This window comes from Methylomicrobium album BG8 (genome assembly GCF_000214275.2).
GTDB classification, from domain to species: domain Bacteria; phylum Pseudomonadota; class Gammaproteobacteria; order Methylococcales; family Methylomonadaceae; genus Methylomicrobium; species Methylomicrobium agile.
Map to the genome: position 1 here is coordinate 817,745 of NZ_CM001475.1, position 23,547 is coordinate 841,291.

General features: G+C 54.4%; 21 protein-coding genes and 1 pseudogene. 15 read left to right on the plus strand and 7 right to left on the minus strand.

Going from position 1 to position 23,547, the window contains the following annotated elements; translation table 11 throughout:
- Positions 1–32: 32 nt before the first annotated feature.
- The 4 genes from METAL_RS03500 to METAL_RS03515 are packed head-to-tail and all read left to right on the plus strand — an operon-like array spanning position 33 to position 5,225.
- Positions 33–2,402 (plus strand): type I restriction-modification system subunit M, encoded by a 2,370-nt coding sequence (locus METAL_RS03500; protein ID WP_005369675.1) that lies wholly within the window; start codon positions 33–35, stop codon positions 2,400–2,402.
- Between the two features lie 6 nt (positions 2,403–2,408).
- Positions 2,409–3,512 (plus strand): PDDEXK nuclease domain-containing protein, encoded by a 1,104-nt coding sequence (locus METAL_RS03505; protein ID WP_005369676.1) that lies wholly within the window; start codon positions 2,409–2,411, stop codon positions 3,510–3,512.
- Positions 3,505–4,872, plus strand: coding sequence for a restriction endonuclease subunit S (locus tag METAL_RS19780; RefSeq protein WP_005369677.1), 1,368 nt, complete (start codon positions 3,505–3,507; stop codon positions 4,870–4,872). Before METAL_RS03505 ends, METAL_RS19780 begins: the two co-directional genes overlap by 8 nt.
- Positions 4,869–5,225: a Fic/DOC family N-terminal domain-containing protein gene (locus METAL_RS03515; RefSeq protein ID WP_051040292.1), complete on the plus strand. Its 357-nt coding sequence runs from the start codon at positions 4,869–4,871 to the stop codon at positions 5,223–5,225. The genes METAL_RS19780 and METAL_RS03515 overlap by 4 nt, the downstream gene beginning before the upstream one ends.
- Here the strand turns inward: METAL_RS03515 and METAL_RS22075 are convergent.
- Positions 5,215–5,981 (minus strand): IS5 family transposase gene (locus tag METAL_RS22075; RefSeq protein WP_157203341.1). Its coding sequence is split into 2 segments (ribosomal slippage): positions 5,215–5,606 and positions 5,606–5,981, totalling 768 coding nucleotides; the frame shifts between segments, so codons are not numbered across the junction. The genes METAL_RS03515 and METAL_RS22075 overlap by 11 nt on opposite strands.
- A gap of 279 nt (positions 5,982–6,260) precedes the next feature.
- On the opposite strand from METAL_RS22075, the gene METAL_RS03530 reads away from it, so the two are divergent.
- From METAL_RS03530 to tolA, 4 genes and pseudogenes are all read left to right on the plus strand, one after another.
- A complete protein-coding gene (locus METAL_RS03530; RefSeq protein ID WP_281023976.1) occupies positions 6,261–6,836 on the plus strand; it encodes a Fic family protein in 576 nt (191 codons plus the stop codon).
- A 426-nt stretch (positions 6,837–7,262) separates the two neighbouring features.
- Entirely contained in the window at positions 7,263–10,292 is a 3,030-nt protein-coding gene (locus METAL_RS03535; protein ID WP_005369681.1) for a type I restriction endonuclease subunit R, read from the plus strand.
- 275 nt (positions 10,293–10,567) lie between these two features.
- Positions 10,568–10,690, plus strand: a pseudogene (locus tag METAL_RS22080) (zinc-ribbon domain-containing protein); the annotation flags it as partial.
- 63 nt (positions 10,691–10,753) lie between these two features.
- Entirely contained in the window at positions 10,754–11,362 is a 609-nt protein-coding gene (gene tolA, locus METAL_RS19785) for a cell envelope integrity protein TolA (protein ID WP_031430803.1), read from the plus strand.
- Between the two features lie 159 nt (positions 11,363–11,521).
- Here the strand turns inward: tolA and METAL_RS03545 are convergent, their stop codons facing one another.
- The 6 genes from METAL_RS03545 to METAL_RS03575 all read right to left on the minus strand — a co-directional run bounded on the left by METAL_RS03545 (position 11,522) and on the right by METAL_RS03575 (position 16,236).
- Positions 11,522–12,250, minus strand: a complete 729-nt coding sequence (locus tag METAL_RS03545; RefSeq protein ID WP_005369685.1) for a cytochrome c biogenesis CcdA family protein — start codon at positions 12,248–12,250, stop codon at positions 11,522–11,524.
- 12 nt (positions 12,251–12,262) lie between these two features.
- Complete coding sequence (locus METAL_RS03550) at positions 12,263–12,640, minus strand: thioredoxin family protein (protein WP_005369687.1); 378 nt, start codon at positions 12,638–12,640, stop codon at positions 12,263–12,265.
- A 138-nt stretch (positions 12,641–12,778) separates the two neighbouring features.
- Positions 12,779–13,548, minus strand: a protein-coding gene (locus METAL_RS22085; RefSeq protein WP_213069446.1) for an IS5 family transposase whose coding sequence is annotated in 2 segments (ribosomal slippage) — positions 12,779–13,170 and positions 13,170–13,548 — 771 coding nt in all. Because the reading frame shifts where the segments join, the coding sequence is not laid out codon by codon here.
- A gap of 420 nt (positions 13,549–13,968) precedes the next feature.
- Positions 13,969–14,781 (minus strand): L,D-transpeptidase family protein, encoded by an 813-nt coding sequence (locus METAL_RS03565; protein ID WP_031430805.1) that lies wholly within the window; start codon positions 14,779–14,781, stop codon positions 13,969–13,971.
- A 228-nt stretch (positions 14,782–15,009) separates the two neighbouring features.
- A complete protein-coding gene (locus tag METAL_RS03570; RefSeq protein ID WP_005369693.1) occupies positions 15,010–15,729 on the minus strand; it encodes a dienelactone hydrolase family protein in 720 nt (239 codons plus the stop codon).
- 9 nt (positions 15,730–15,738) lie between these two features.
- Complete coding sequence (locus METAL_RS03575) at positions 15,739–16,236, minus strand: low molecular weight protein-tyrosine-phosphatase (protein ID WP_005369695.1); 498 nt, start codon at positions 16,234–16,236, stop codon at positions 15,739–15,741.
- Between the two features lie 147 nt (positions 16,237–16,383).
- On the opposite strand from METAL_RS03575, the gene METAL_RS03580 reads away from it, so the two are divergent.
- The 7 genes from METAL_RS03580 (at position 16,384) to tadA (ending at position 23,393) form a co-directional block, all read left to right on the plus strand.
- Positions 16,384–17,013: a TetR/AcrR family transcriptional regulator gene (locus tag METAL_RS03580; protein ID WP_005369702.1), complete on the plus strand. Its 630-nt coding sequence runs from the start codon at positions 16,384–16,386 to the stop codon at positions 17,011–17,013.
- A 17-nt stretch (positions 17,014–17,030) separates the two neighbouring features.
- A complete protein-coding gene (locus METAL_RS03585; RefSeq protein WP_005369704.1) occupies positions 17,031–17,309 on the plus strand; it encodes a DUF4242 domain-containing protein in 279 nt (92 codons plus the stop codon).
- A gap of 18 nt (positions 17,310–17,327) precedes the next feature.
- A complete protein-coding gene (locus tag METAL_RS03590) occupies positions 17,328–17,516 on the plus strand; it encodes a (4Fe-4S)-binding protein (protein WP_005369711.1) in 189 nt (62 codons plus the stop codon).
- A gap of 8 nt (positions 17,517–17,524) precedes the next feature.
- Positions 17,525–18,901 (plus strand): methanethiol oxidase, encoded by a 1,377-nt coding sequence (gene mtoX / locus METAL_RS03595; RefSeq protein WP_005369713.1) that lies wholly within the window; start codon positions 17,525–17,527, stop codon positions 18,899–18,901.
- An 869-nt stretch (positions 18,902–19,770) separates the two neighbouring features.
- Positions 19,771–21,237: an IMP dehydrogenase gene (guaB, locus tag METAL_RS03600; protein ID WP_005369714.1), complete on the plus strand. Its 1,467-nt coding sequence runs from the start codon at positions 19,771–19,773 to the stop codon at positions 21,235–21,237.
- A gap of 117 nt (positions 21,238–21,354) precedes the next feature.
- Entirely contained in the window at positions 21,355–22,941 is a 1,587-nt protein-coding gene (gene guaA / locus METAL_RS03605; protein WP_005369715.1) for a glutamine-hydrolyzing GMP synthase, read from the plus strand.
- Positions 22,932–23,393, plus strand: coding sequence for a tRNA adenosine(34) deaminase TadA (tadA, locus tag METAL_RS03610; protein ID WP_005369716.1), 462 nt, complete (start codon positions 22,932–22,934; stop codon positions 23,391–23,393). Before guaA ends, tadA begins: the two co-directional genes overlap by 10 nt.
- The last annotated feature ends 154 nt before the right edge of the window (positions 23,394–23,547 follow it).

Sequence of the window (23,547 nt, forward strand, 5' to 3'; positions counted from 1 at the left end):
TCATTTAAGATTCGGACAAGTGAACCCAGCGCATGAATCACGCAGCACACAATAAACTCGTTTCCTTTATCTGGTCGATCGCCGACGATTGTTTGCGCGACGTCTACGTCCGCGGCAAATACCGCGATGTTATCTTGCCGATGGTGGTGTTGCGCCGCCTGGATGCATTACTCGAACCCAGCAAGGACAAAGTGCTGGGCGAACTCGCTTTCCAAAAAAACGACATGGGCCTGACCGAGTTGGACGATAACGGCTTGAAAGAGGCCTCCGGCTATGTGTTTTACAACACCAGCAAATGGACGCTCACGCAATTGCTGAAAACCGCGACCAACAATCAGCAAATTCTATTAGCCAATGTCGAAGACTACTTGAACGGCTACAGCGCCAACGTCAAGGAAATCGTCGACAAGTTCAATCTCAAATCCCAGGTTCGCCACATGGCCGGCAAGGATGTTTTGCTCGGCGTGCTGGAAAAGTTTACCTCGCCTTATATCAACCTCACGCCGTATGACAAGGGCGACCCGGACGGCAATCGACTGCCAGCCCTGACCAATCTGGGCATGGGCTACGTGTTTGAAGAGCTGATCCGAAAATTCAACGAAGAAAATAACGAAGAGGCCGGCGAGCATTTCACGCCCCGCGAAGTGATCGAGTTGATGACGCATTTGATCTTCGATCCGGTAAAAGACCAACTGCCGCCGGTCATGACCATCTACGACCCGGCCTGCGGCTCCGGCGGCATGCTCACCGAATCGCAAAACTTCATCAAGGACGAGGAAGGCGCGATACGGGCAACCGGCGACGTCTATTTGTACGGCAAGGAAATCAATGACGAAACCTATGCCATCTGCAAATCCGACATGATGATCAAGGGCAACAACCCGGCCAACATTCGTGTCGGTTCCACGCTGTCCAGCGACGAATTTTCAGGCACGCGCTTCGATTTCATGCTGTCCAATCCCCCCTATGGCAAAAGCTGGGCCAGCGAGCAGAAATATATCAAAGACGGCGGCGACGTGATCGACTCCCGCTTTCGGGTCACGCTGAAAGATTACTGGGGCAAGCCGGAAACCTTGGATGCCACCCCGCGTTCCAGCGACGGCCAATTGCTGTTCTTGATGGAAATGGTCAGCAAGATGAAAAGCCTGGATCAAAGTCCGCATGGCTCGCGCATCGCTTCCGTCCATAACGGCTCCAGCCTGTTCACCGGCGATGCCGGCAGCGGTGAAAGCAATATTCGCCGCCACATTATCGAAAACGACTTGCTGGAAGCCATTATTCAGCTACCCAACAACCTGTTTTACAACACCGGCATCACCACCTATATCTGGTTGCTGTCCAACCGCAAGGCGCCATCGCGTAAAAACAAAGTGCAGTTGACCGATGCCAGCCAGCTCTACCGCAAGCTGCGCAAAAATCTCGGCAATAAAAACTGCGAATTCGCCCCCGAGCATATCCGGGAAATCGTAGACACCTACCTGGAATTGGTAACAAAGGAACGCGAGACGGATGATTCCGGCATTGCCGCTCAGGTTTTCGACAATAGCGATTTTGGCTATTACAAGGTCAATATCGAACGGCCCGACCGCCGCAAGGCCCAATTCAGCCTGGAGCGCATTGAAACCTTGCGTTTCGACAAGGCGCTGAATCAGCCGATGCAGTGGATCTACCGGCAATGGGGCGATGCCGTCTATCAAGCCGGCTGGTTGGGGAAGCACGAAAAAACCATCCTGGCCTGGTGCGAAGATAACGAGCTTGGGCTCAATGCCAAAAATCGCGGCAAATTGCTCAGCCTGGACACCTGGCTGAAGCAGCAAAACCTGATGCAAACCGCTCAAACCCTGATGGCGGCGATCGGTACCGACGAATCCAGCGATTTCAACCAATTCAAATCCTCCGTAGACGCCGTTCTCAAGGCGCAAACGATCAAGCTGACCGCCAGCGACAAAAACGCCATCCTCAATGCCGTCAGTTGGTACGACGAAACCGCCGAAAAAGTCATCGCGCAACAGCTCAAACTGAGTGGCGACAAACTCGATGCTTTACTGCATCATCTGGATTGCAGCGAAGATGGGCTACCGGATTTCGGCTATTACCCCACCGGTAAAAAAGGTGAATATCTCACCTACGAAACCCACGCCGACCTGCGTGACAGCGAATCGGTGCCTCTGAACGACCGCATTCACCGCTATTTCCTGGCCGAGGTAAAGCCGCATGTCGAAGAGGCCTGGATTAACCTCGATTCCACCAAAATCGGTTACGAAATCAGCTTCAACAAATATTTCTACCGGCACAAGCCGTTGCGCGGCATGGATGAGGTGGCTAAAGACATCATCGCCCTGGAAAAGCAGGCCGAAGGCTTGATTGCCGATATTTTGGGCATTGACGTGAACCTGCTATAGGTGACGATGATGAACGATGCCAAACCCTTGAAATCAGCCAACGCCCCACTTTCGTCATCCGATGGACTAGCGCCGCTTTTCGAAAACATCGCCCGCGTTATTCAGCAGGCTCGCCAGCAAGTGCAACAGGCGGTGAATAGCGAAATGGTGCAATGTTATTGGCAAATAGGTTGTTTGATTGTTGAGCACGAGCAACGCGGACAGGCCAGAGCCGCCTACGGCAAACAACAATTGCAGATACTCTCCGCGCAATTGACGGTGGAATTTGGCAAGGGATTTGATCCTCGCAACCTGCGCAATATGCGAAGTTTTTTTCTGGCCTATCCAAATTGGAACGCAGTGCGTACCGAATTAAGCTGGACGCACTACCGCACCTTACTCCGGGTGGAAAATCCGGATGCCAGAAGTTGGTATCAACGGGAGGCGATAGAACAGTATTGGAGCGCCCGCGCACTGGAACGGCAAATCGACAAACTCTACTACGAACGCCTGTTGTCCACTCAGGATAAAGCGCCGGTTCAGGCCGAGGCCGAACAAAAAATTGCCGAAGAAAATCAACGTGAGCAACAACTGCGGCCCCAAGATGTATTGCGCGACCCCTATATTCTCGACTTTTTGAACCTGCCCGGCCAGCACTGGTTGGAATCCGATCTGGAACAAGGCCTGCTGGATAACCTGCAAGCCTTCTTGTTGGAATTGGGCAAAGGCTTTGCCTTTGTCGCCCGGCAACAGCGCATCCGAACCGAAGACCAAGACTTTTACATCGATCTGGTGTTTTACCATTTCAAGCTAAAGTGCTTTTTACTGATCGACCTGAAATTGGGCAAACTCACCCATCAGGATGTCGGCCAGATGGACAGCTATGTGCGCATCTACGACCAACAGCAACGCTCGGCGGACGACAACCCGACCATCGGCCTGATCCTGTGCAGCCAGAAAAGCGAAGCGGTCGTGAAATATTCGGTGTTGACCGACAGCGAACAATTGTTCGCCGCCAAATACCTGCCGTATCTACCGACCGAGGCGGAGCTGAAACGCGAATTGGAACGGGAGCGGATTAAGGTACAGGCGCAATTGCTGACTAAAACGGACGAGGCGGACGATGATTGAGCAACTGGCGGAAATGCCGACTTACGAGGCTTATAAGGATTCCGGGGTGGAATGGTTGGGGGAGATTCCGGCGTATTGGAATATTAAAAGGCTTAAATATGAAGCTAATGTTGTTTTAGGGAAAATGCTCTGCACTGAAAATAAAGGCAACTACCAATTAAAACCATACTTGAAATCAAAAAATATTCAGTGGCTTAACGTTGATATATCCTCTACTGATGAAATGTGGTTTTCTCCATCAGAAATTGAGCTTTATCGCTTGATGCATGGTGATTTGATTTTAAGCGAGGGAGGCGAAGTTGGAAAAACATGTATTTGGAACAATGAGCTTGATGAATGTTACATTCAAAATTCAGCTCATAAGATTACCTTTTCAAAAGAGAATAACTCTCGATTTTTTCTTTACCTATTTTTTATAACTGGAAAAATTGGTTTATTTGACTCTATAGTTAATAGAGTGAGTATTGCTCATTTAACTAAAGAAAAGCTAACTAATATTCATTTTTTATTTCCACCACTTTTCGAACAAACCGCCATCGCCGCTTTTCTGGACTGCAAAACCGCGCAAATCGACCAAGCCGTGGCGATCAAGGAGCAACAAATCGCCTTGCTGAAAGAGCGCAAGCAAATCCTGATTCAAAATGCCGTTACCCGCGGCCTTGACCCCAATGTACCGATGCGCAACTCCGGCGTGGAGTGGATCGGCAAGATTCCGGAGCACTGGGAATTGATTACGTTAAAGCGCATAGTTTATTTCATACAAACTGGGCCGTTTGGGGCAGAATTACATGCCCATGATTATGTAGAAAATGGGACCCCTCTTATCAATCCCAAGCATATGAAAGAGGGAAATATAATTCCAGACGCCACCTGCTCAGTAGACAACAATACTCTGCTACGCTTAAAAAAATACCAATTGGCAAATGGTGATTTAATTATGGCCAGGCGTGGAGAACTGGGAAGATGTGCAGTTGTTTCAACAAAGGAACACGGATGGCTATGTGGCACAGGCTCTATTGTGATTCGGTTGAAACATGATTATTTCAATGTTAAATATTTTTTTAGAATAATATCTGGTCGAGGTGTTGCTGAAGTATTAGGATTAGATTCAGTAGGTTCAACGATGGACAACTTGAATACAGCTATTGTGGGAAATCTTGTTCTACCTATGCCAAACATGGAGGAACAAACCGCCATCGTCACCCACATCGAAACCCAATCCGCCAAAATCGACCAAGCCATTGCCATTCAGCAACAGCAAATCGACAAGCTCAAGGAATACAAAGCGACCCTGATCAACAGCGCCGTCACCGGCAAAGTCCGCATTTCTGACGCTGTTCAGCTTGAGGGGGTGCGATGAAACCCTATGTTCCCGATCAGTTGCCGATTACCGAGCTCGATTATCAACGCTTATTTGCGCTGGTGGCTGATGCCAGCGCCGAACTGGCGCGCTATGACGGCTTATTACTGGGCATTCCCAGCCCGGCGGTGATGCTGTCGCCGTTGACCACTCGCGAGGCGGTGTTGTCCTCCAAAATTGAAGGCACGCAGGCGACCGTGGACGATGTGTTGGAATACGACGCGGGTTTAGCCAAGGAGGGTGAGAACTATAAGGACATTCAAGAGATTGCCAATTACCGCTCGGCTTTATATCAGGCGCGGGATTATTTACAGGATTATCCGATTCGCCTAGATAGTGTCGTCATAAGATAGCTGTCCACAGGGCGATGCACCGGATCTGCACAGCGGCCAGGAACGATGCGGTGTTCTTGGCATAGCGTGTGGCAATACCTCGCCAGCGCTTGAGGTGCAAGAACGCGTTTTCTACTAAATGCCGCAGTTTGTACAGGTCGCGATCGTAGTCGCGGGGTTGTTTTCGATTGCGGCGTGGCGGAATGACCACCGTCATCTGATTTGCTTCGGCTTGGGCTACGATAGCATCGCTATCGTAGCCTTTGTCCGCCAATAAGTACTGAGCATCCACGCCTTCGATCAAGGCTGAAGCCTGCGAACAATCTGCTGTGGTACCTGCTGTAATAAGGATTCTGACCGGCATACCATGCGCATCCACGGCCAGATGTATCTTACTGTTGAGCCCCCTTTTGTGACCGCCATGCCCTGATTGCCGCCTTGCGCGCCGGTCGCATGCGGATGGACTTTGATGTGGCTGGCATCAATCATCAACCATTCATAGTCGGGTTCGGTGACCAACTGTTCCAACAGGGCTTCCCAGACGCCGTGATCTCGCCAACGGCAAAACCGGCGATGGGTGTTCTTCCAATCGCCATAGTCAGGTGGCAGGTCGCGCCATGGCGCACCGGTACGCAAAATCCAGAAGACCGCATTGATAAACAAGCGGTTGTCTCGCGCTTTTCCGCCCCAGGCCCCGGCACGGCCGGGCAGATGGGGTTCCAGTAAGCTCCAAACCGTATCGGAAATGTCATGGCGGCGGTGGGCAGGTTGGGACATGGCTCTTTAATCTCATCAGCAACGACAATCTCCGTATTATACCTGACAAAGACTTATCTTGTGACGACACTATCTAGGGTTTATTTTGCAACTGCACAAAATTTTGATGTCCAGTGTGCGTGGCGAAAACAAAGAACCCGGCGAATTTCGCCGCACGCAAAACTGGATTGGTACAGCAGGTTGCAGCATTGAACAAGCCAGTTTTGTCCCGCCTGATCCCCTGCGGCTGCCGGACTATCTGCAAGCCTTGATAGGTTATATGGATAGAGAGGACAGTATGTGTTGTTGCAAACAGCCGTGGTACACGCCCAATTTGAATTGCTGCATCCGTTTAACGACGGTAATGGCCGTATTGGCCGGATTTTGATACCGCTGTTTCTGTATCAGAAAAGACTGTTGGCCGAACCGATGTTTTATCTGAGCGAATATCTTGAAAGCCATCGCGACGAGTATTATCAACGCTTAAGTTCAATTTCGTCGGCGGGTGACTGGAATGGCTGGATTGCCTTTTTCTTACAGGCGGTTGCTTATCAGGCCAAGGACAATAGCCGTCGCGTGAAGGAAATCATGGTGCTGTATGAAACGATGAAAGTTCAAGTGCATGAAATCACGCGGTCCCAGTATTCGGTGTATTTACTGGATGCCATTTTTAATAAACCGATTTTTCGGGTTTCAGATGTCACCAAACAGCTTAGCCGTACTTACGCGATACACGAAAAAAACACAGCCGATTTGTTTAGGCAGCTAAAAGAGGCTGGCATCTTGTCGATTTTACAGCCCGGTAGCGGTCGCCGTTCTGCAACGCTTTGTTTTCCTGCGCTACTGAATCTGGCGGAAGGGAGGAAAATTTTATGACTATTTTGTGGAGTCGCTATCGGCAACAAATAAGTTTGTGGAGCGTGTATTTAAAAATAGACTCCACAAATTGTTTTGTGGAGTGGCTGGACTCTGCAAAACGCGAAAGATGTGGTTCGTGTCTTGCCGCATCTACGGCTAACCATAAGGCTTACCGCTATGTGCCATTTTGGGCATGACCTGTTTTCATTTGATGGTCATTTGATTGTGCAAGCATTCGATTCAGGGAGGTTTTTGTTTTGTACATACAAATCAAAAGCATACTAAGAGCGCTTCATTTGATGATGACCTGTTTTTATGGATTTCACGCTCTGTGTGAGTACGATGGAAGTTTAATGAATCGTATATGGAGCCGCTATCGGCAACAAACCCGTTTGTGGAGCGTCTGGGCTCTGCAAAGCCCCGTCTATTCAGCAAGTGAGTGCCATGGTCAGCAAAACCACCGAGAAAGAACTGGAAATCGCGATTGAAAAACAATTGACCGGCACCTGTCTGGAAGCGCAAAAAAGTGTTGCCGAAGTGGGCGATTTGCCGTTCAGCCCCAACCACGGCTACCAACTCGGCTTGGCGCAGGATTTCAACGCCCGTTACGCCATCGACAGTAAACGCTTTTGGGCGTTTCTGGAGCACACCCAGCATGACGGGCTGGAAAAACTGCAAAAGCACGGCGGCGATTGGCGGCTTAAAGTACTGGAGCGCTTCGACAAGCTGATCAAGAAATACGGCCTGCTGCATTTGCTGAAAAAGGGCCTGAGCGTCGACGATGCCACCTTGCACCTGATGTATCCGGCGCCACTGGCCAGCAGTTCCGACAAAGTGAAACAAAACTTTGCCGACAACCTCTTTAGCAGTACCCGCCAAGTGCGCTATTCCTTGAGCAATACCCTGGAAGAAATCGATCTGGTGCTGTTCGTCAACGGTCTGCCGTTTGCCACGCTGGAACTGAAAAACCCCTGGAGCGGCCAGACCGCGCGTTACCACGGCCAGAAACAATACTGCGAAGACCGCGACATCAACCAGCCATTGCTGCAATTCGGCCGCTGTCTGGTGCACATGGCGGTGGATACCGACGAAATCTACATGACTACCAAACTGGCCGGGCAACAAACGTTTTTTTTGCCGTTCAACCAAGGCCACAATTTTGGGGCCGGCAATCCGCCCAATCCCAACGGCCACAAAAGCGCGTATTTATGGCAGGCTGTGTTCAGCAAGAACAGCGTCGCCAACATCATTCAGCATTTCGTGCGATTGGACGGTAGCAGCAAAGAGCCGCTAGATAAGCGCACCTTGTTTTTTCCGCGTTATCACCAACTGGATGTGGTGCGCAAATTGGTGGCGCATGCCGGTCAAAATGGCGTTGGGCAAACCTATTTGATTCAACACTCGGCCGGTTCCGGTAAATCCAATTCCATCACCTGGGCGGCGTATCAATTGATCGAAGCGTATCCGGCCAGTCTGGACACGCCGGGTGCTATCGCTTTGGAAAAGCCGCTGTTCGATTCGGTGATTGTCGTCACCGATCGCCGCCTGCTGGATAAACAACTGCGCGACAATATCAAGGATTTTTCCGAAGTCAAGAATATCGTCGCCCCGGCATTCAAGTCTTCGGAGCTGAAAAGCGCCCTAGAGCAAGGCAAGAAAATCATCATTACCACCATCCAGAAGTTCCCTTTTATCATCGACGGCATTGCCGATTTGAGCGACAAGCGTTTTGCGGTGATCATCGACGAAGCCCACAGTTCGCAAAGCGGCTCGGCGCACGACAATATGAACCGGGCGATGGGCAAAAGCGAGCAGGCCGAGGAAGACGCGGTGGATGTGCAGGATAAAATCCTGCAAGCCATGCAATCGCGAAAAATGCGCGGCAATGCCTCGTATTTTGCCTTTACCGCGACGCCGAAAAACACCACTTTGGAAAAGTTCGGCGTTAAACAAGCGGATGGCAGTTTCGAGCCTTTTCATTTGTATTCCATGAAACAGGCGATCGAGGAAGGTTTTATTCTGGACGTGCTGGCCAACTACACCACTTATAAAAGCTATTACGAGATCCAAAAATCTGTCGCCGACAATCCGCTGTTCGACAGCGCCAAGGCGCAGAAAAAGCTGCGCGCCTTTGTCGAGCGCCACCAGCAAACCATTGCCGTGAAAGCGGAAATCATGCTGGACCATTTCATTCCGCAGGTGGTCAACAGTAAAAAGCTGAAAGGCAAAGCCAAGGGCATGGTGATTACCCAGAACATCGAGGCGGCCATTCGTTATTACCGGGCGATTAGCCAGTTATTGACGGATCGAGGCAATCCGTTCAAGGTCGCGATTGCCTTTTCCGGCACTAAAGAAGTGGATGGCATCGAGTACAGCGAAGCGCAAATCAATAGTTTTGCCGAAAACGAAACCCGCGACACTTTCGATAAAGATGAATATCGCTTGTTGATCGTGGCCAACAAATACTTGACCGGATTCGATCAGCCCAAGCTGTGCGCGATGTATGTCGATAAAAAATTGCAAGGCGTGCTGGCCGTGCAGGCTTTGTCGCGGTTGAATCGGGCGGCGCCGAAGTGGGGCAAGAAGACCGAGGATTTGTTCATCCTGGATTTCTTTAACTCGGTGGACGATATTAAAACGGCCTTCGATCCTTTTTACACCGCCACGCGCTTGTCGGAAGCCACGGACGTCAATGTGTTGCATGAGTTAAAAGACGCGCTGGACGAAGTGGCGGTATATGAGTGGTTTGAGATTGAGCAGTTTGTCGAATTGTATTTTGGCAATGCCGATGCCCAGCAACTGAGCCCGATTATCGATACGGCGGCGGACCGGTTCAATCAGGAATTGGCGCTCGATGAACTGGCTAAAGCCGACTTCAAGATCAAAGCCAAACAGTTCGTCAAAATCTACGGACAAATGGCCGCCATCATGCCTTTTGAAATTGCGGCGTGGGAGAAGCTGTTCTGGTTCTTGAAATTTTTGATTCCCAAGCTGATCGTCAAAGACCCCTCTGCGGATCGGATTGACGAATTACTGGAGTCAGTCGATTTGTCGTCATACGGCCTGGAGCGCATCAAACTCAATCACGGCATTGGCTTGGATGCCAGTGAATCCGAATTGGAGCCGTCAAATTCCAATCCGCGTGGAACGCATGGCGGTGGCGGGGAACGCGATCCGCTGGATGAAATCATCCGCAGTTTTAACGAACGCTGGTTTCAGGGCTGGGGTGCAACGCCGGAAGCGCAACGCATCAAGTTCATCAACATCGCCGACGGCATCAAGGCGCACCCGGATTTCCAGGAAAAATATCAAAACAACCCCGATGTCCATACCCGGCTATTGGCATTCGAAAAGATATTCGAAGACGTGATACTCAAGAACCGGCGCAATGAATTGGAGCTGTATAAACTGCTGGCCAACGATCCGGCATTCAAGGCCGCCATGCAGCAGAGTTTGCGGCAAATGGTGGCTTGATCACATCATCATAATCTTGGCGGAATAGGTATTGGAATAAGTGGTTGTCAGTTTAGAGCGGATAAGCCCAAGTTTGGAATGATAACCTACCACTTAAAGACTTCCGCATGCTTGGCAGTTAAAATACCGAAAGGGGGCGATTCGGTTACCATCCCATTTTGAATGATGTTTTTCTGAACCAGACGAACAAAATCGGCTGCAGATAATATCGAGATGACGATCAACTAACCCTCATGCCATAATCGCTTCCCCATTTCAAAAACTGGCTAACCTGCATGAAGTGTTCTTTCTGTCATACCGAGAATCGGCCTAACGCGCAGTTTTGCGATCATTGCGGAGCTTCGCTGCTCAAGGTACTTTACTGTCGCTCATGCCAGACCGAAAACCGGACTACCGCCCGATATTGCGACCGGTGCGGCGCGCCTTTGGTCCCTTCCGGTTCCGCCCGAACCGCCGATAGGTTGCGGTTTTTTAAGGGGCGTCCGGTTTTATATGGAGCCGCCGCTTTACTGCTTTTATGGACGGCGTTCAACGCCTACGATTTTTACGAAAGCCATAGCGATGGCATTCAACCGGCCTCGGATTCCCGGCCCGCAGAAACGCAGGATCAACCTGTAACGGCCGAGCCGACCACGGTCCCCCCTCTACTCCCCACCAACCCGGCGATTCCGGATACCGTACCGGCGCCATCAGCGATGGAAAGCGAGGGCCAGGAAGCCGCGGAACAAGCCGCCCAAGCAGCGGCAAGAGCGCAAGCCGAGGCAAACGCTCTCGCTACCGCACAGCAAGCCCAGATCGCCAGCGCGATTCAAGCCATTAGGCTCAAGATAAACCACAGTTGGATTCGCCCGGTAATGGCGAAAAAGGGCCTTAAATGCCGAGTCAGAGTCAGATTGATGCCGGATGGCCGTGTCGTTGATGCCGAGATCATTGCCACGAGTGGCGATGAAACGTTCGATACTTCGGCTCGGAATGCGGTGCTCCAAGCCTCGCCGCTGCCGGTTCCGGCCGATAAAGATTTGTTTGAGAAAAGTTTCAGAAGCTTCACTTTTACCTTCACCCCTTCATGAAGGGCTCAGGATGTCAGTAGCTCGATAGGGCTGTAGGATGCGGTGACGATAGGAACCGCATCAATCGCGAACGATGCGGTTCGTTCCTCACCACATCCTACGGCCCTTGTTTATGTTGGATTCGCGAAGGAACGTTCCCGTCCCCCAAAGGGCACGACCTTAAACCGAAATCGTCAAGTTGCTCAGCCATGCCGGGGCGTGCGTTAAAATCCAGGCTTCAAACACCTTATCCATCCCGGTCACCACAATCGAACCTAACAGCAACAGCATCGAGCCCAATAGTTTTTTACCGAGGGTGCCGGTCGCGAGCAACCGGCTTCTAAAACGCCGCATGGCTTGATGCGACATCAAACCCAAGCCAACCAATGGCAGCGCGGCGCCCACGCCGAATAAGGCCATGATGGCCGATACGTGAACGAGGTCTTTGCCCTGGCCGGCGAGCACAATCGCCGCGCCCAGGGTCGGGCCGACGCAAGGACTCCAGACGATGCCCAACAATGCGCCCAACAGAAACTGCCCTGCCAAAGAGTCGGTTGCTACGTGTTCGAGCCAGGATTGACCTCGGCGACTCAAGCCCGCCAAGGCTTCCGCAAAAACCCCTTGTAATCGCGCCGACAGCAACACCCCTCCGAACAGGATCAATAGCCCGGCGGCAAAATAGCGGAAAAGCGCCGGGTCCAACCCGATCATCTGACCTACGGTAGCCAAAAAGATGCCTGCCAGCGCATAGGCGAGCGCCAGACCGGCAGCCAATGCCCAGGGTCCCCATCGATGCGCCGTCAAGGCGGTGCCGAGAATGATCGGGATCAACGGCAACGTGCACGGCGACAGCGTGGACAGCATTCCCGCTACGAGACTGAGCCCATAAACGCCCATGCCCACAATCATCGCGGCGGCCGGTTACAAGGCTTTTCTTAAGAAATCCGCGATGTCCTGTTCGCGGGTCACGCCCAAGTTCCGGTCGACTTCCTTGCCGCCCTTGAATACGATCAAGGTGCTTTGTTTGAGCACTTTGAACGCTTTCACGATCTCTTTCTGTCGGTCGAAGTCGACGCGCAGCGCCCGGATCGGCTTGAACTCTTCCTGCTCCAGCAGTTCTTTTAAAACCGGCTCCTGGGCGCGGCAGGTCGGACACCAATCGGCATGAATCCACACCAGAATCGGAGCGCCTTGCTGTTGTAAACGATCGAAAGCCGTCTGGGTAAACGCTTCCTCCGAAGCCGCGGCGGTACCGGTCAACAACCCCAGTAAAATCAGGGAACGCAAAAATGGAATCATCGTGTTATTACCTATTATCAACCCATCGTTTTTTGGAAAGAGCCGGATAAAGCCTCATAAACCGGCAAAAAATAGAATAGCCTATGCTCTAAAAAGTTCATTACCTAAAACAGAGACTTTATTCACTAGATAGTGTCGTCATAAGATAGCTGTCCACAGGGCGATGCACCGGATCTGCACAGCGGCCAGGAACGATGCGGTGTTCTTGGCATAGCGTGTGGCAATACCTCGCCAGCGCTTGAGGTGCAAGAACGCGTTTTCTACTAAATGCCGCAGTTTGTACAGGTCGCGATCGTAGTCGCGGGGTTGTTTTCGATTGCGGCGTGGCGGAATGACCACCGTCATCTGATTTGCTTCGGCTTGGGCTACGATAGCATCGCTATCGTAGCCTTTGTCCGCCAATAAGTACTGAGCATCCACGCCTTCGATCAAGGCTGAAGCCTGCGAACAATCTGCTGTGGTACCTGCTGTAATAAGGATTCTGACCGGCATACCATGCGCATCCACGGCCAGATGTATCTTACTGTTGAGCCCCCTTTTGTGACCGCCATGCCCTGATTGCCGCCTTGCGCGCCGGTCGCATGCGGATGGACTTTGATGTGGCTGGCATCAATCATCAACCATTCATAGTCGGGTTCGGTGACCAACTGTTCCAACAGGGCTTCCCAGACGCCGTGATCTCGCCAACGGCAAAACCGGCGATGGGTGTTCTTCCAATCGCCATAGTCAGGTGGCAGGTCGCGCCATGGCGCACCGGTACGCAAAATCCAGAAGACCGCATTGATAAACAAGCGGTTGTCTCGCGCTTTTCCGCCCCAGGCCCCGGCACGGCCGGGCAGATGGGGTTCCACCAGTAAGCTCCAAACCGTATCGGAAATGTCATGGCGGCGGTGGGCAGGTTGGGACATGGCTCTTTAATCTCATCAGCAACGACAATCTCCGTATTATACCTGACAAAGACTTATCTTGTGACGACACTATCTAGAGCATTTTCATATCGTGTGTAGGGAAGTCCTCACCGTCTGAAGCCAGCCCCGTAGGGTACGCTGTGCGTACCTTTCAACATGGAAGGTACGCACAGCGTACCCTACGGGACTGAACCCGTAAGATACCGATGCCGGACGGGATATTTATCCCGTCCGTAACGTTTGGAATCGCGCGAATACAGACAATGATTTTATGTTGGCGGTAGGTCTTTAAACGTGGGGGACGGGGTTAAAAAGCTTCGGGTTTCGGCCGGATTACCCGGCCCCGATTTCAAACTTGCCTGCTAGAGCGAGCTATGTACATTACAAAAAAGTATAGCCTGAAATTTTCAAGCTCGATGATCACAACCCCGTTTTCGCCGATTTTACCCCAGGCGTCAGGGCGTTAATTTCGCGGGAAATGATCGAATACAGCTCCGGGGTCCACGCCGGCAGTCCTTCGATATCCGCCGCCAGCGGATAAGTCCTCGGATCGTGCGGAGCGATCACGACTTTCACGTTTCCTGCGCCCGTGTGCGCGGCCAGCACGAACAGTTCCTCGATGGTTTCATCGCCCATCGCCAGGCAGCCGATGGACTTGGCCTGGCCGTGGATGAAAATATCCGAGCCGGGATTCGTGCGCCCCTCCTGCCAGGCATGGAAAAGGTCGAATTCGTTCGGGTAATCGAGCTTCATCGATAAATGGAAATGGCTGTTCGGATTCAGTCCCGCAATTCGGTAGATGCCTTCCGGGACCTGCATGTCGCCCTGGCGCAGTTTGGGGCCGGACACGCCGCTGGCGGCGCGGATGCGGTAGTCGCGGATGAAACGGAATGCGCCGCTGTCCCGGGCCCAGAGCTCCAGCTTCATTTCCTGTTTCAAGGCCACAAGGGTGACTTCCTGCGGAGGATAGGAAACTTTGGCTTTGGCGAAATAGGATTTGAGTTTGGTCGTGGTATGTTCGCCGTAAATTTGCAGCACATCCGCTACGGTCCGTTCGCCGGACGGCTTGGGAGGGATGTAATACATTTGCATTTGCCGGTCGGGCTGGACCTGGGGTTGGGGCTTGACGGCGGCGATCCTGGGCGCGAGGGAGGCAGGCTTGTGCCCGGAACAGGCGACGAGCAATCCGGTCAAGGCCAGGCCGGCAATGATCTTGGCTGTGGGTTTATTCATTGAGGTCAAGGCTGAGATTAAGGTGAATAAATGATAGCCTTTTGAATGCCGTTCGTCATGCCTCCATTTTTTCTTCGTATTGACCACCTCCCGATTGTTCCGGCAAAGGTCTCGAAGCAGCTTAATCATTAGAGCGAAAATTGTACTTTTAGATCGCCGATCGTTGTCCAAAGGTGACGAGCCGCTTTTTAAGCCGTTCCTGCAAGGAAGTTCGCCGATGATCCGCGGCTATTCGAAAATTTCCTCCAGAAACTGCTTCATCGCAATCCACGAACGCCGGTCCGCGTCGGCCTGGTAAACCGTGCCGAAATCCGGGTTATTCACGACCGGGTTGGTGAAGGCGTGCATTGTGTGGCCGTACACATGCACCTGCCAGTCGGCGCCGGCTTTGGTCATTTCCCGTTCGAATGCGAGCACCTGCTCCGGCGGTACCATCGGGTCGTCGTGGCCGTGCAGGGCGAGGATTTTGGCCCTGATGGGCTTGTCTTCGGTATTGCCGGGCGCGTTCAGCAGGCCGTGAAAACTGACCACTCCCTTGAGGTCCGCACCGGTCCGCGCCAGGTCGAGCACGCAGAGGCCGCCGAAGCAGAAGCCGATCGCGGCGATTTTTTTGTCGTCGACCCAGGGCAACAGCTTTGCCGCGGACAGTGCGGCGCCGATCCGTCTTTGCAGCTTCGCCCGGTCGTCGACGAACGGCTGCATCAGTTTCGCGTTCTCCTCGGGGCCCGAGCCCAGCACGCCTTTGCCGTACATGTCGAGCGCGAAGCCGACATAGCCGAGTTCGGCAAGCTTGACCGCCTTGTTGCCGACGAATTCGTCGCGGCCGCCCCAGGCGTGATTGATCAATACGGCCGGGCGGCGGCCTTCGATCGCGTTGTCGTAGGCGAAAAAGGCTTCCAGAACGGTGTCGCCGTCCATGTAATTAACGGTATTCGAGACGATCGCCATAACATGCTCCTATTGTTTGTTCGATTTGATTTTGCCCGTTTCGAGCAATTCGTTCAGAAAGCCTTCCGAAGCGGCTTCCACCATGTCCAGTACCCGTTCGAAGCCGTAGGCGCCGCCGTAATACGGGTCGGGGACTTCGCGGGTGCCGAGGTGCGGCGCGTAGTCGAGGAAATAGTTGATTTTGTGCCGGTGCGGCGTAGGGCAGGCCGAAGACAGAATCGCATAGTTGTCGCCGTCCATGGCGAGGATATACTCGAAATCTTCGAAATCGCCGAGTACGAATTTCCGGGCGCGCAAATGCGAAATGTCGACTCCGCGTTCGCCGGCCGCTTTTTCCGCGCGCCGGTCGGGCGCATCGCCTACATGATAGGCATGGGTGCCGGCCGAGTCGATCGAGAAATGATGGGCTAGATCACGCTCGTGCACGAGCTTGGTGAAGACGCCTTCGGCCGTCGGCGAACGGCAGATGTTGCCCATGCAGACGAACAGGACTTTGACTTTTTGCATACGGTCGAATGATTGAAATTGAGTTGAGAGTATTGTAATGCGAAGATGAAGAAAGTCGAAGAGCGAAGGGCGGAGTTCCGTCAAGCCCGGAGCTTTCGCTAAAAGTTTATCTTGACATATTGAGACGACCGGTCATATTATTTTTTCATGGAAACCAAATCACAAAAACAATTCAATCGCGAAAACCTTTTGAGTCAGGGCGTGTCCTTGCTGATGCGGCAGGGCTACCACGGCACCGGGCTGAAGGAGATTCTCGATGCGGTGCGGATCCCGAAGGGGTCCTTCTACAACTATTTCGGCAGCAAGGAGCAGTTCGCCGCGGAAGTGGTCCGGCACTATATCGAGCCGTTCATCCGGCAGCTCGACGGCCACCTGCGGGACGGAGAGGGCGATGCGCTGGGTGCGATCGAACGCTATTTCGATGAATTGATCGGCGCGCTGGAAACCTCCGGGTTTCAGGGGGGCTGTCTGCTCGGCAATCTGATGGGCGAGGTCGGCGACACCAGCGAGCTGTGCCGGGAATCGCTGCAGCAGGCCGTGCACCGCTACCGTGATTTATTGGCGAAAGGACTGGCCGCCGCGCAGCGGCAAGGTACCGTCAGAACCGACAAGTCCGCCGAGGCGATGGCCGATCTGTTGACGAACGTCTGGCAGGGCGCGCTGCTGCGCATGAAAATCGAAAAATCGGCCGAGCCGCTCCGGCAATGCTGCCGCGACCTGCTCGGCGATTATTTCAATGCTCGACCCATTCCGCCCTGCCGGGCGGACCATTCATAACCACGAGGAGAACCGCAATGCCCAAATACATCATCGAACGCGACATTCCGAATGCCGGCGCCTTAACCCCGGAACAGCTGCAAGGCATCTCCGAAAAGTCATGCGGCGTGCTTCGCTCCATGGGGCCGCAAATCCAGTGGGTGCAAAGCTATGTGACCGGCGACAAGGTCTATTGCGTGTATATCGCGCCGGACGAAGCCAGCGTCAGGGAGCATGCCGAAAAAGGCGGCTTTCCGGCCAACCGGATTTCCGAAGTCAGGACCGTGATCGATCCGACCACCGCCGAAAGCCGTTAACCTGGCAAGGAAGCCGCCATGTGCGTTACATGGGATCAGGATAAATGCTGCCATGCCGGCGTATGTGTCGGCTCGCTGCCCGAAGTATTCAAAATCGAGGACGGCCGGTTCGTGATCGATGCGGAGAAGGCGAGCGAAGAAACAATCAAAAACACAGTCGACCGGTGCTCTTCCGGGTGCTGCAATAGGTTGGCGAATAACAATTGAGGAATGTCATGATGAACTACACACATCCACTGCGCGCCCTGGCGAGGGCCTGCGCCTTCGCGGCATCTACGCTTGCCGTGGCGAGTCTGGGCACGGAAGGCGCGCTTGCCGACGAAACCTGCCAATCGCCTTACATGGCCAAGATCGTCGGCCAGGAAGATTTTGTCTATGTTTGGACACTGGGGCAGGAAGGCGTCGGGGACGAACAGGATAAACTGGTCACGGTCGACGTGAGTCCGAAATCGCCGACTTACGGTAAGGTCGTCAGCACGCTGTCGGTCGGTGGCCGCAACGAAGCGCACCACTCCGGTTTTACCGACGACCGCCAGTTCCTCTGGGCCGCGTCGCTGGATACCAGCAAGATGTTCATTTTCGACGTGCATACCGATCCTGCCAAACCGAAGCTGATCAAGACGATTACCGATTTCGTCGCGAACAGCGGCGGCGTGGTCGGCCCGCATTCGACCTACGCACTGCCGGGCCGGATGATCATTACCGGCCTGTCGAATAATAAAGATCACGGCGGCCGCACCGGCCTGGTCGAATACACCAACGACGGCGAATATATCGCCACGCATTGGACGCCCACCGACAGCGACCTCGAAGGCGCGCTCAAGTCCGGCAAATATGCGGACGGCTACGGCTACGACGTGCGGGTTCTGCCACGGCGCAACCTAATGCTGACTTCGTCGTTTACCGGCTGGTCGAACTACATGATGGATTTCGGCAAGATGCTGAACGATCCGGAAGCGATGAAGCGCTTCGGCAATACGGTGGTGCAGTGGAACCTGCACAGCAAGCAGCCGAAAAAGGTCTTCGACGTGCCCGGCGCGCCGCTCGAAATCCGCTGCGCCTGGGGCGAGAATCACAACTATTGTTTCACCAGCACCGCGCTGACTTCGAAAATCTGGCTGATCTACGAGGATGACCAAGGCGAATGGCAGGCGAAGGAAGTTGCCGATGTCGGCGATCCGTCCAAGGTGCCGCTGCCGGTGGACATCTCGATTTCGAGCGACGACAGGATGCTCTGGGTCAATACCTTCATGGACGGCAAGACGCGCGCGTTCGACATCACCGATCCGTTCAAGCCGAAACCGGTGTACGAGCAAAAAATCGGCGCGCAGGTGAACATGGTGTCGTCGAGCTGGGACGGCAAGCGTTTGTATTACACCTCATCCTTACTCGCGAACTGGGATAAGAAAGGCGCGGACAACGAGCAGTTCCTGAAAGGCTATGCTTGGGACGGCAAGCAATTGACCCAAAAGTTCGCGATCGACTTTACCCGGGAAAAACTGGGCCGGGCGCATCAGATGGTGTTCAATGCCTATTCCCTGTACAGCGCGAACAAGCCGGACAATGCCGAAGGCGTGCTGGCGAAAAAATAAATAGCGTCAGGCTGGCCTCTTTTGTTCAAAGCCCGATGATGCAATCCTAGAGCATTTTCATCTCGCATGTAGGGGCATAATACCGTTAAGTCAAGCCGTCATCTCGGCAGGGATTCATACCAGGCTTTCCTGCCTGGCCCCCTTCGGGTCAATGCAAATCTGTTCCAGACAGATTTGTGCCGAGATCCATATAACAGGGAGGTATTAGAACCCGCCAGGCTTTGGCTTCCAGATTCGGCAACCGCTCCCTGCGTTGCTCTAACGCCTGTATCCTTACAAATCGTCCGGCGATCCTTGCCGAAATAACGACTTTCCCTCAACTGAGGATTTGGCCGATATTAACTTCCCGATGTGGGGGTAGACCTGCCAGGTTTTTAAAACCTGGCAGGTCTTGTGCCGGGAAGTGATTGGGAGCCCAATCCTTAGCGGCATGGCTTATGAACGTAAACCCGAAACGAAAATGCTCTAGCTTCAATCCCGGCGGTTTAGATCGGTTTTTCTGGAAATGCCGGGATTCGAAGTGAATAGGAAACACTCCGGCCAAATCGACCGATTCCGGTGCGATTTCCGAACGAATCAGGGCCGTAGGATGCGGTGAGGAACGAACCGCATCGTTCGCGATTGATGCGGTTCCTATCGTTACCGCATCCTACGACTCTGTATTGTTTATGCGCAGCAAAGAAATTTTCAAAGTTGCGCCGGCCTGATACAGTGAAAATTTGAATCATTCAATACAATGATATTTGGGGAGAGGCGGGAGTGTTCGTGCGAAGTTTTCGGCATACACGGTCGGTAATATAAAGACGCTTACAAAAACTGACCGGGTATGGTAATATAATCGGTTAATTTATTATCTGCAGGTGCGGTTTATGCATATAGTTCAAGAAGCGCTCACATTCGATGACGTGTTATTGGTGCCCGCGCACTCGACCGTGTTGCCGCGTGAAGTCGAATTGAAAACGCAACTGACGCGCGGGATTACCCTGAACATTCCGCTTGTTTCCGCGGCGATGGATACGGTGACCGAGGCGCGGCTCGCGATCGCGATGGCGCAGGAAGGCGGCATCGGGATCATCCACAAGAACATGACCGCCGAGCAGCAGGCGCGCGAAGTGCAAAGCGTGAAGAAATACGAAAGCGGCGTGATCAAGGACCCGATTACGGTAACGCCGGACGCCAGCATTCGCGACGTACTCAGATTGACCCGGGCGAAAAGCATTTCCGGCGTGCCGGTCGTGGACGGCGACGAACTGGTCGGGATCGTGACCAGCCGCGATTTGCGCTTCGAAACCCGCTACGACGAAGCCGTCAATAAAATCATGACGCCGAAAGAGCGGCTGGTCACGGTCGGCGAAAATGCGGACCGCAAGGAGGTGATCGCGCTGCTGCATAAACACCGGATCGAAAAGGTGCTGGTCGTGAACGACGATTTCCATTTGCGCGGCATGATCACGGTCAAGGACATCCAGAAGGCGAAAGACTACCCGCAGGCTTGCAAGGACGACCTGGAAAGGCTGCGCGTCGGCGCGGCGGTCGGCACCGGGCACGGCACCGAAGAGCGCGTCGAGGCGCTGGTGGCGGCCGGCGTCGACGTGATCGTGGTCGATACCGCGCACGGCCATTCGCAGGGCGTGCTGGACCGGGTGCGCTGGGTCAAGAAACATTATCCGGACGTGCAGGTGATCGGCGGCAATATTGCGACCGCCGAGGCGGCGCTGGCGCTGGTCGAGGCCGGCGCGGACGGCGTCAAGGTCGGCATCGGTCCGGGCTCGATCTGCACGACGCGGATCGTCGCCGGCGTCGGGGTTCCGCAAATCACCGCGATCAGCAATGTGGCGCTGGCGCTGAAAGGCACCGGCGTGCCGCTGATCGGCGACGGCGGCATCCGTTATTCCGGCGACGTGGCGAAGGCGCTGGCCGCCGGCGCGTATGCGGTGATGCTCGGCGGGCTGTTCGCCGGCACCGAGGAAGCGCCGGGCGAAACCGAACTGTATCAGGGCCGCTCGTACAAATCGTACCGCGGCATGGGCTCGATGGGTGCGATGTCCCAGACTCAGGGTTCGAGCGACCGTTATTTTCAGGAAGAAACCGATTCGGCCGAAAAACTGGTGCCGGAAGGTATCGAAGGCCGCGTGCCTTACAAAGGCAGCTTGCTTGCGGTGATTCATCAATTGCTCGGCGGCATTCGCGCCAGCATGGGCTACACCGGCAGCCAGACGATCGCCGTGCTGCACGAGAAAGCGCAGTTCGTGCGCGTGACCAGCGCCGGCATGCGCGAAAGCCATGTGCACGACGTGACGATCACCAAGGAAGCGCCGAACTACCGGCTGGATTAGATTTCGGTAGGGTACGCTATGCGTACCTTACGGCCAAGCCGGTTTGATTACCGTACCATCTGCAAAAGGGCTCTGTCGAGCCCTTTGTTTTTTTAGACCTTATCAAGAGTTTTAAAAATGCAACACACGCACGCGAACATCCATACCGACAAGATCCTGATCCTGGATTTCGGCTCGCAATACACTCAGCTGATCGCGCGCCGGATTCGCGAAATCGGCGTGTACTCGGAAATTTTTTCCTGCGATTGCGATGCCGACGAGATCAAGCGCTTCGCGCCGAAAGGAATCATTCTCTCCGGCGGTCCCGAAACGGTGACCATCGACGACACCCCGCGCGCGCCGCAATATGTGTTCGAGGCCGGGGTGCCGGTGCTGGGCATCTGCTACGGTCTGCAGACGATGACCGAGCAGCTCGGCGGCAAGGTCGAATCGTCGCACCACCGCGAATTCGGCTATGCGCAGATCCGGGCGCGCGGCCATTCGCAACTGCTGTTCGACATCGAGGACCATGTTTCGCCGGAAGGCTACGGCTTGCTCGACGTCTGGATGAGCCACGGCGACCGGGTCACCGAGTTGCCCGAAGGCTTCAAGCGGATCGCCAGCTCCGACGGCGCGCCGATCGCCGGCATCGCGAACGAGGAAAAGCATTTTTACGGCCTGCAGTTCCATCCCGAAGTCACCCACACGAAGCAGGGCGGCCGGATTCTTTCCCGCTTCGTGCTGGAGATCTGCGGCTGCGAGGCGCTGTGGACCGCGGACAACATCATCGAGGACAGCATCCGGGCGGTGCGAGCGAAGGTCGGCAGCGACCAGGTGATCCTGGGCCTGTCCGGCGGCGTCGATTCGTCGGTGGTCGCGGCGCTGCTGCACAAGGCGATCGGCGGCCAATTGACCTGCGTGTTCGTGGATACGGGCCTGTTGCGGCTGAACGAAGGCGACCAGGTGATGGCGATGTTCGCCGAGCACATGGGCATCAAGGTGATCCGGGTCGATGCGGAAGCGCGCTACATGGCCGCGCTGAACGGCGTGGCCGATCCCGAGCGGAAACGCAAGATCATCGGCGGCCTGTTCGTCGAAATCTTCGACGAGGAGGCGGCCAGACTGACCGATGCGAAATGGCTGGCGCAGGGCACGATCTATCCGGACGTGATCGAATCGGCCGGCGCGAAAAGCGGCAAGGCGCATCTGATCAAATCGCATCACAATGTCGGCGGCCTGCCTGAAAATATGACCCTGAAACTGGTCGAGCCGCTCCGCGAACTGTTCAAGGACGAGGTAAGAAAATTAGGCCTGGAGCTGGGCCTGCCCGCCGACATGATCCATCGCCATCCGTTTCCGGGGCCGGGACTCGGCGTGCGCATCCTGGGCGAAGTGAAAAAGGACTATGCGGATCTGTTGCGCCGGGCCGATGCGATTTTCATCGAGGAATTGTACCGGCACGATTTATATTCCAAGGTCAGCCAGGCTTTTGCGGTGTTCCTGCCGGTCAAGTCGGTCGGTGTGATGGGCGACGGCCGCCGCTACGATTACGTGATCGCGCTCCGGGCCGTTGAAACGATCGATTTCATGACCGCGCGCTGGGCGCACCTGCCTTACGAGTTTCTCGACCTGGTGTCGCGGCGGATCATCAACGAAGTGCCGGGTATCTCGCGGGTTACTTACGATATTTCTGGCAAGCCGCCCGCAACGATTGAATGGGAGTAAGCGATGCCGACGATGCCGCCTGGATGCGGCATGCGCTGAGGCTCGCCGAACGCGCCGAAGCGCTGGGGGAAGTGCCGGTCGGCGCGGTCGTGGTTAAGAACGACCGCTGCATCGCCGAAGGCTGGAACAGTCCGATAGTCGCTCATGATCCGACCGCGCACGCCGAAATCGTCGCGCTACGCGAGGCGGGCAGGGCGGTCGGCAATTACCGTCTGGTCGATACGACGCTCTATGTGACGCTGGAGCCCTGCGTGATGTGCATGGGAGCGATCAGCCATGCCCGGATCAAAAGGCTGGTATTCGGGGCTTTCGACCCGAAGCGCGGCGCGGTCTGCCACGCGCTGAGCCTGAGCGATGCGAGCTTTTTGAATCACCGCGTCGAATGGCAGGGCGGCGTGCTGGAAGCCGAATGCTCCGAGCTGCTGAAAAGCTTTTTTAAAGCCAGGCGCTGAATAAATCGTAGGCATCAGCCGTAACCCAACATGAAGCTCCGCGATGGTTTTCGATCGATGGGTTTCGGCTGGCGCCTCTCGGCAACTGCTCCCTGCGTTGCCCTCGATCGCGTGTTCCACCTTCCCCATCCGTGGTGTCGTACCTCCTGCATGA

Excerpts from the sequence above, each read along its gene's own strand:
- METAL_RS03500 (WP_005369675.1), top strand. The coding sequence starts at position 33 with ATGAATCACGCAGCACACAATAAACTCGTTTCCTTTATCTGGTCGATC.
- METAL_RS03505 (WP_005369676.1), top strand. The coding sequence starts at position 2,409 with ATGATGAACGATGCCAAACCCTTGAAATCAGCCAACGCCCCACTTTCG.
- METAL_RS19780 (WP_005369677.1), top strand. The coding sequence starts at position 3,505 with ATGATTGAGCAACTGGCGGAAATGCCGACTTACGAGGCTTATAAGGAT.
- METAL_RS03515 (WP_051040292.1), top strand. The coding sequence starts at position 4,869 with ATGAAACCCTATGTTCCCGATCAGTTGCCGATTACCGAGCTCGATTAT.
- METAL_RS03535 (WP_005369681.1), top strand. The coding sequence starts at position 7,263 with ATGGTCAGCAAAACCACCGAGAAAGAACTGGAAATCGCGATTGAAAAA.
- METAL_RS03545 (WP_005369685.1), bottom strand. The coding sequence starts at position 12,250 with ATGATTGTGGGCATGGGCGTTTATGGGCTCAGTCTCGTAGCGGGAATG.
- METAL_RS03550 (WP_005369687.1), bottom strand. The coding sequence starts at position 12,640 with ATGATTCCATTTTTGCGTTCCCTGATTTTACTGGGGTTGTTGACCGGT.
- METAL_RS03565 (WP_031430805.1), bottom strand. The coding sequence starts at position 14,781 with ATGAATAAACCCACAGCCAAGATCATTGCCGGCCTGGCCTTGACCGGA.
- METAL_RS03570 (WP_005369693.1), bottom strand. The coding sequence starts at position 15,729 with ATGGCGATCGTCTCGAATACCGTTAATTACATGGACGGCGACACCGTT.
- METAL_RS03575 (WP_005369695.1), bottom strand. The coding sequence starts at position 16,236 with ATGCAAAAAGTCAAAGTCCTGTTCGTCTGCATGGGCAACATCTGCCGT.
- METAL_RS03580 (WP_005369702.1), top strand. The coding sequence starts at position 16,384 with ATGGAAACCAAATCACAAAAACAATTCAATCGCGAAAACCTTTTGAGT.
- METAL_RS03585 (WP_005369704.1), top strand. The coding sequence starts at position 17,031 with ATGCCCAAATACATCATCGAACGCGACATTCCGAATGCCGGCGCCTTA.
- METAL_RS03590 (WP_005369711.1), top strand. The coding sequence starts at position 17,328 with ATGTGCGTTACATGGGATCAGGATAAATGCTGCCATGCCGGCGTATGT.
- mtoX (WP_005369713.1), top strand. The coding sequence starts at position 17,525 with ATGATGAACTACACACATCCACTGCGCGCCCTGGCGAGGGCCTGCGCC.
- guaB (WP_005369714.1), top strand. The coding sequence starts at position 19,771 with ATGCATATAGTTCAAGAAGCGCTCACATTCGATGACGTGTTATTGGTG.
- guaA (WP_005369715.1), top strand. The coding sequence starts at position 21,355 with ATGCAACACACGCACGCGAACATCCATACCGACAAGATCCTGATCCTG.
- tadA (WP_005369716.1), top strand. The coding sequence starts at position 22,932 with ATGGGAGTAAGCGATGCCGACGATGCCGCCTGGATGCGGCATGCGCTG.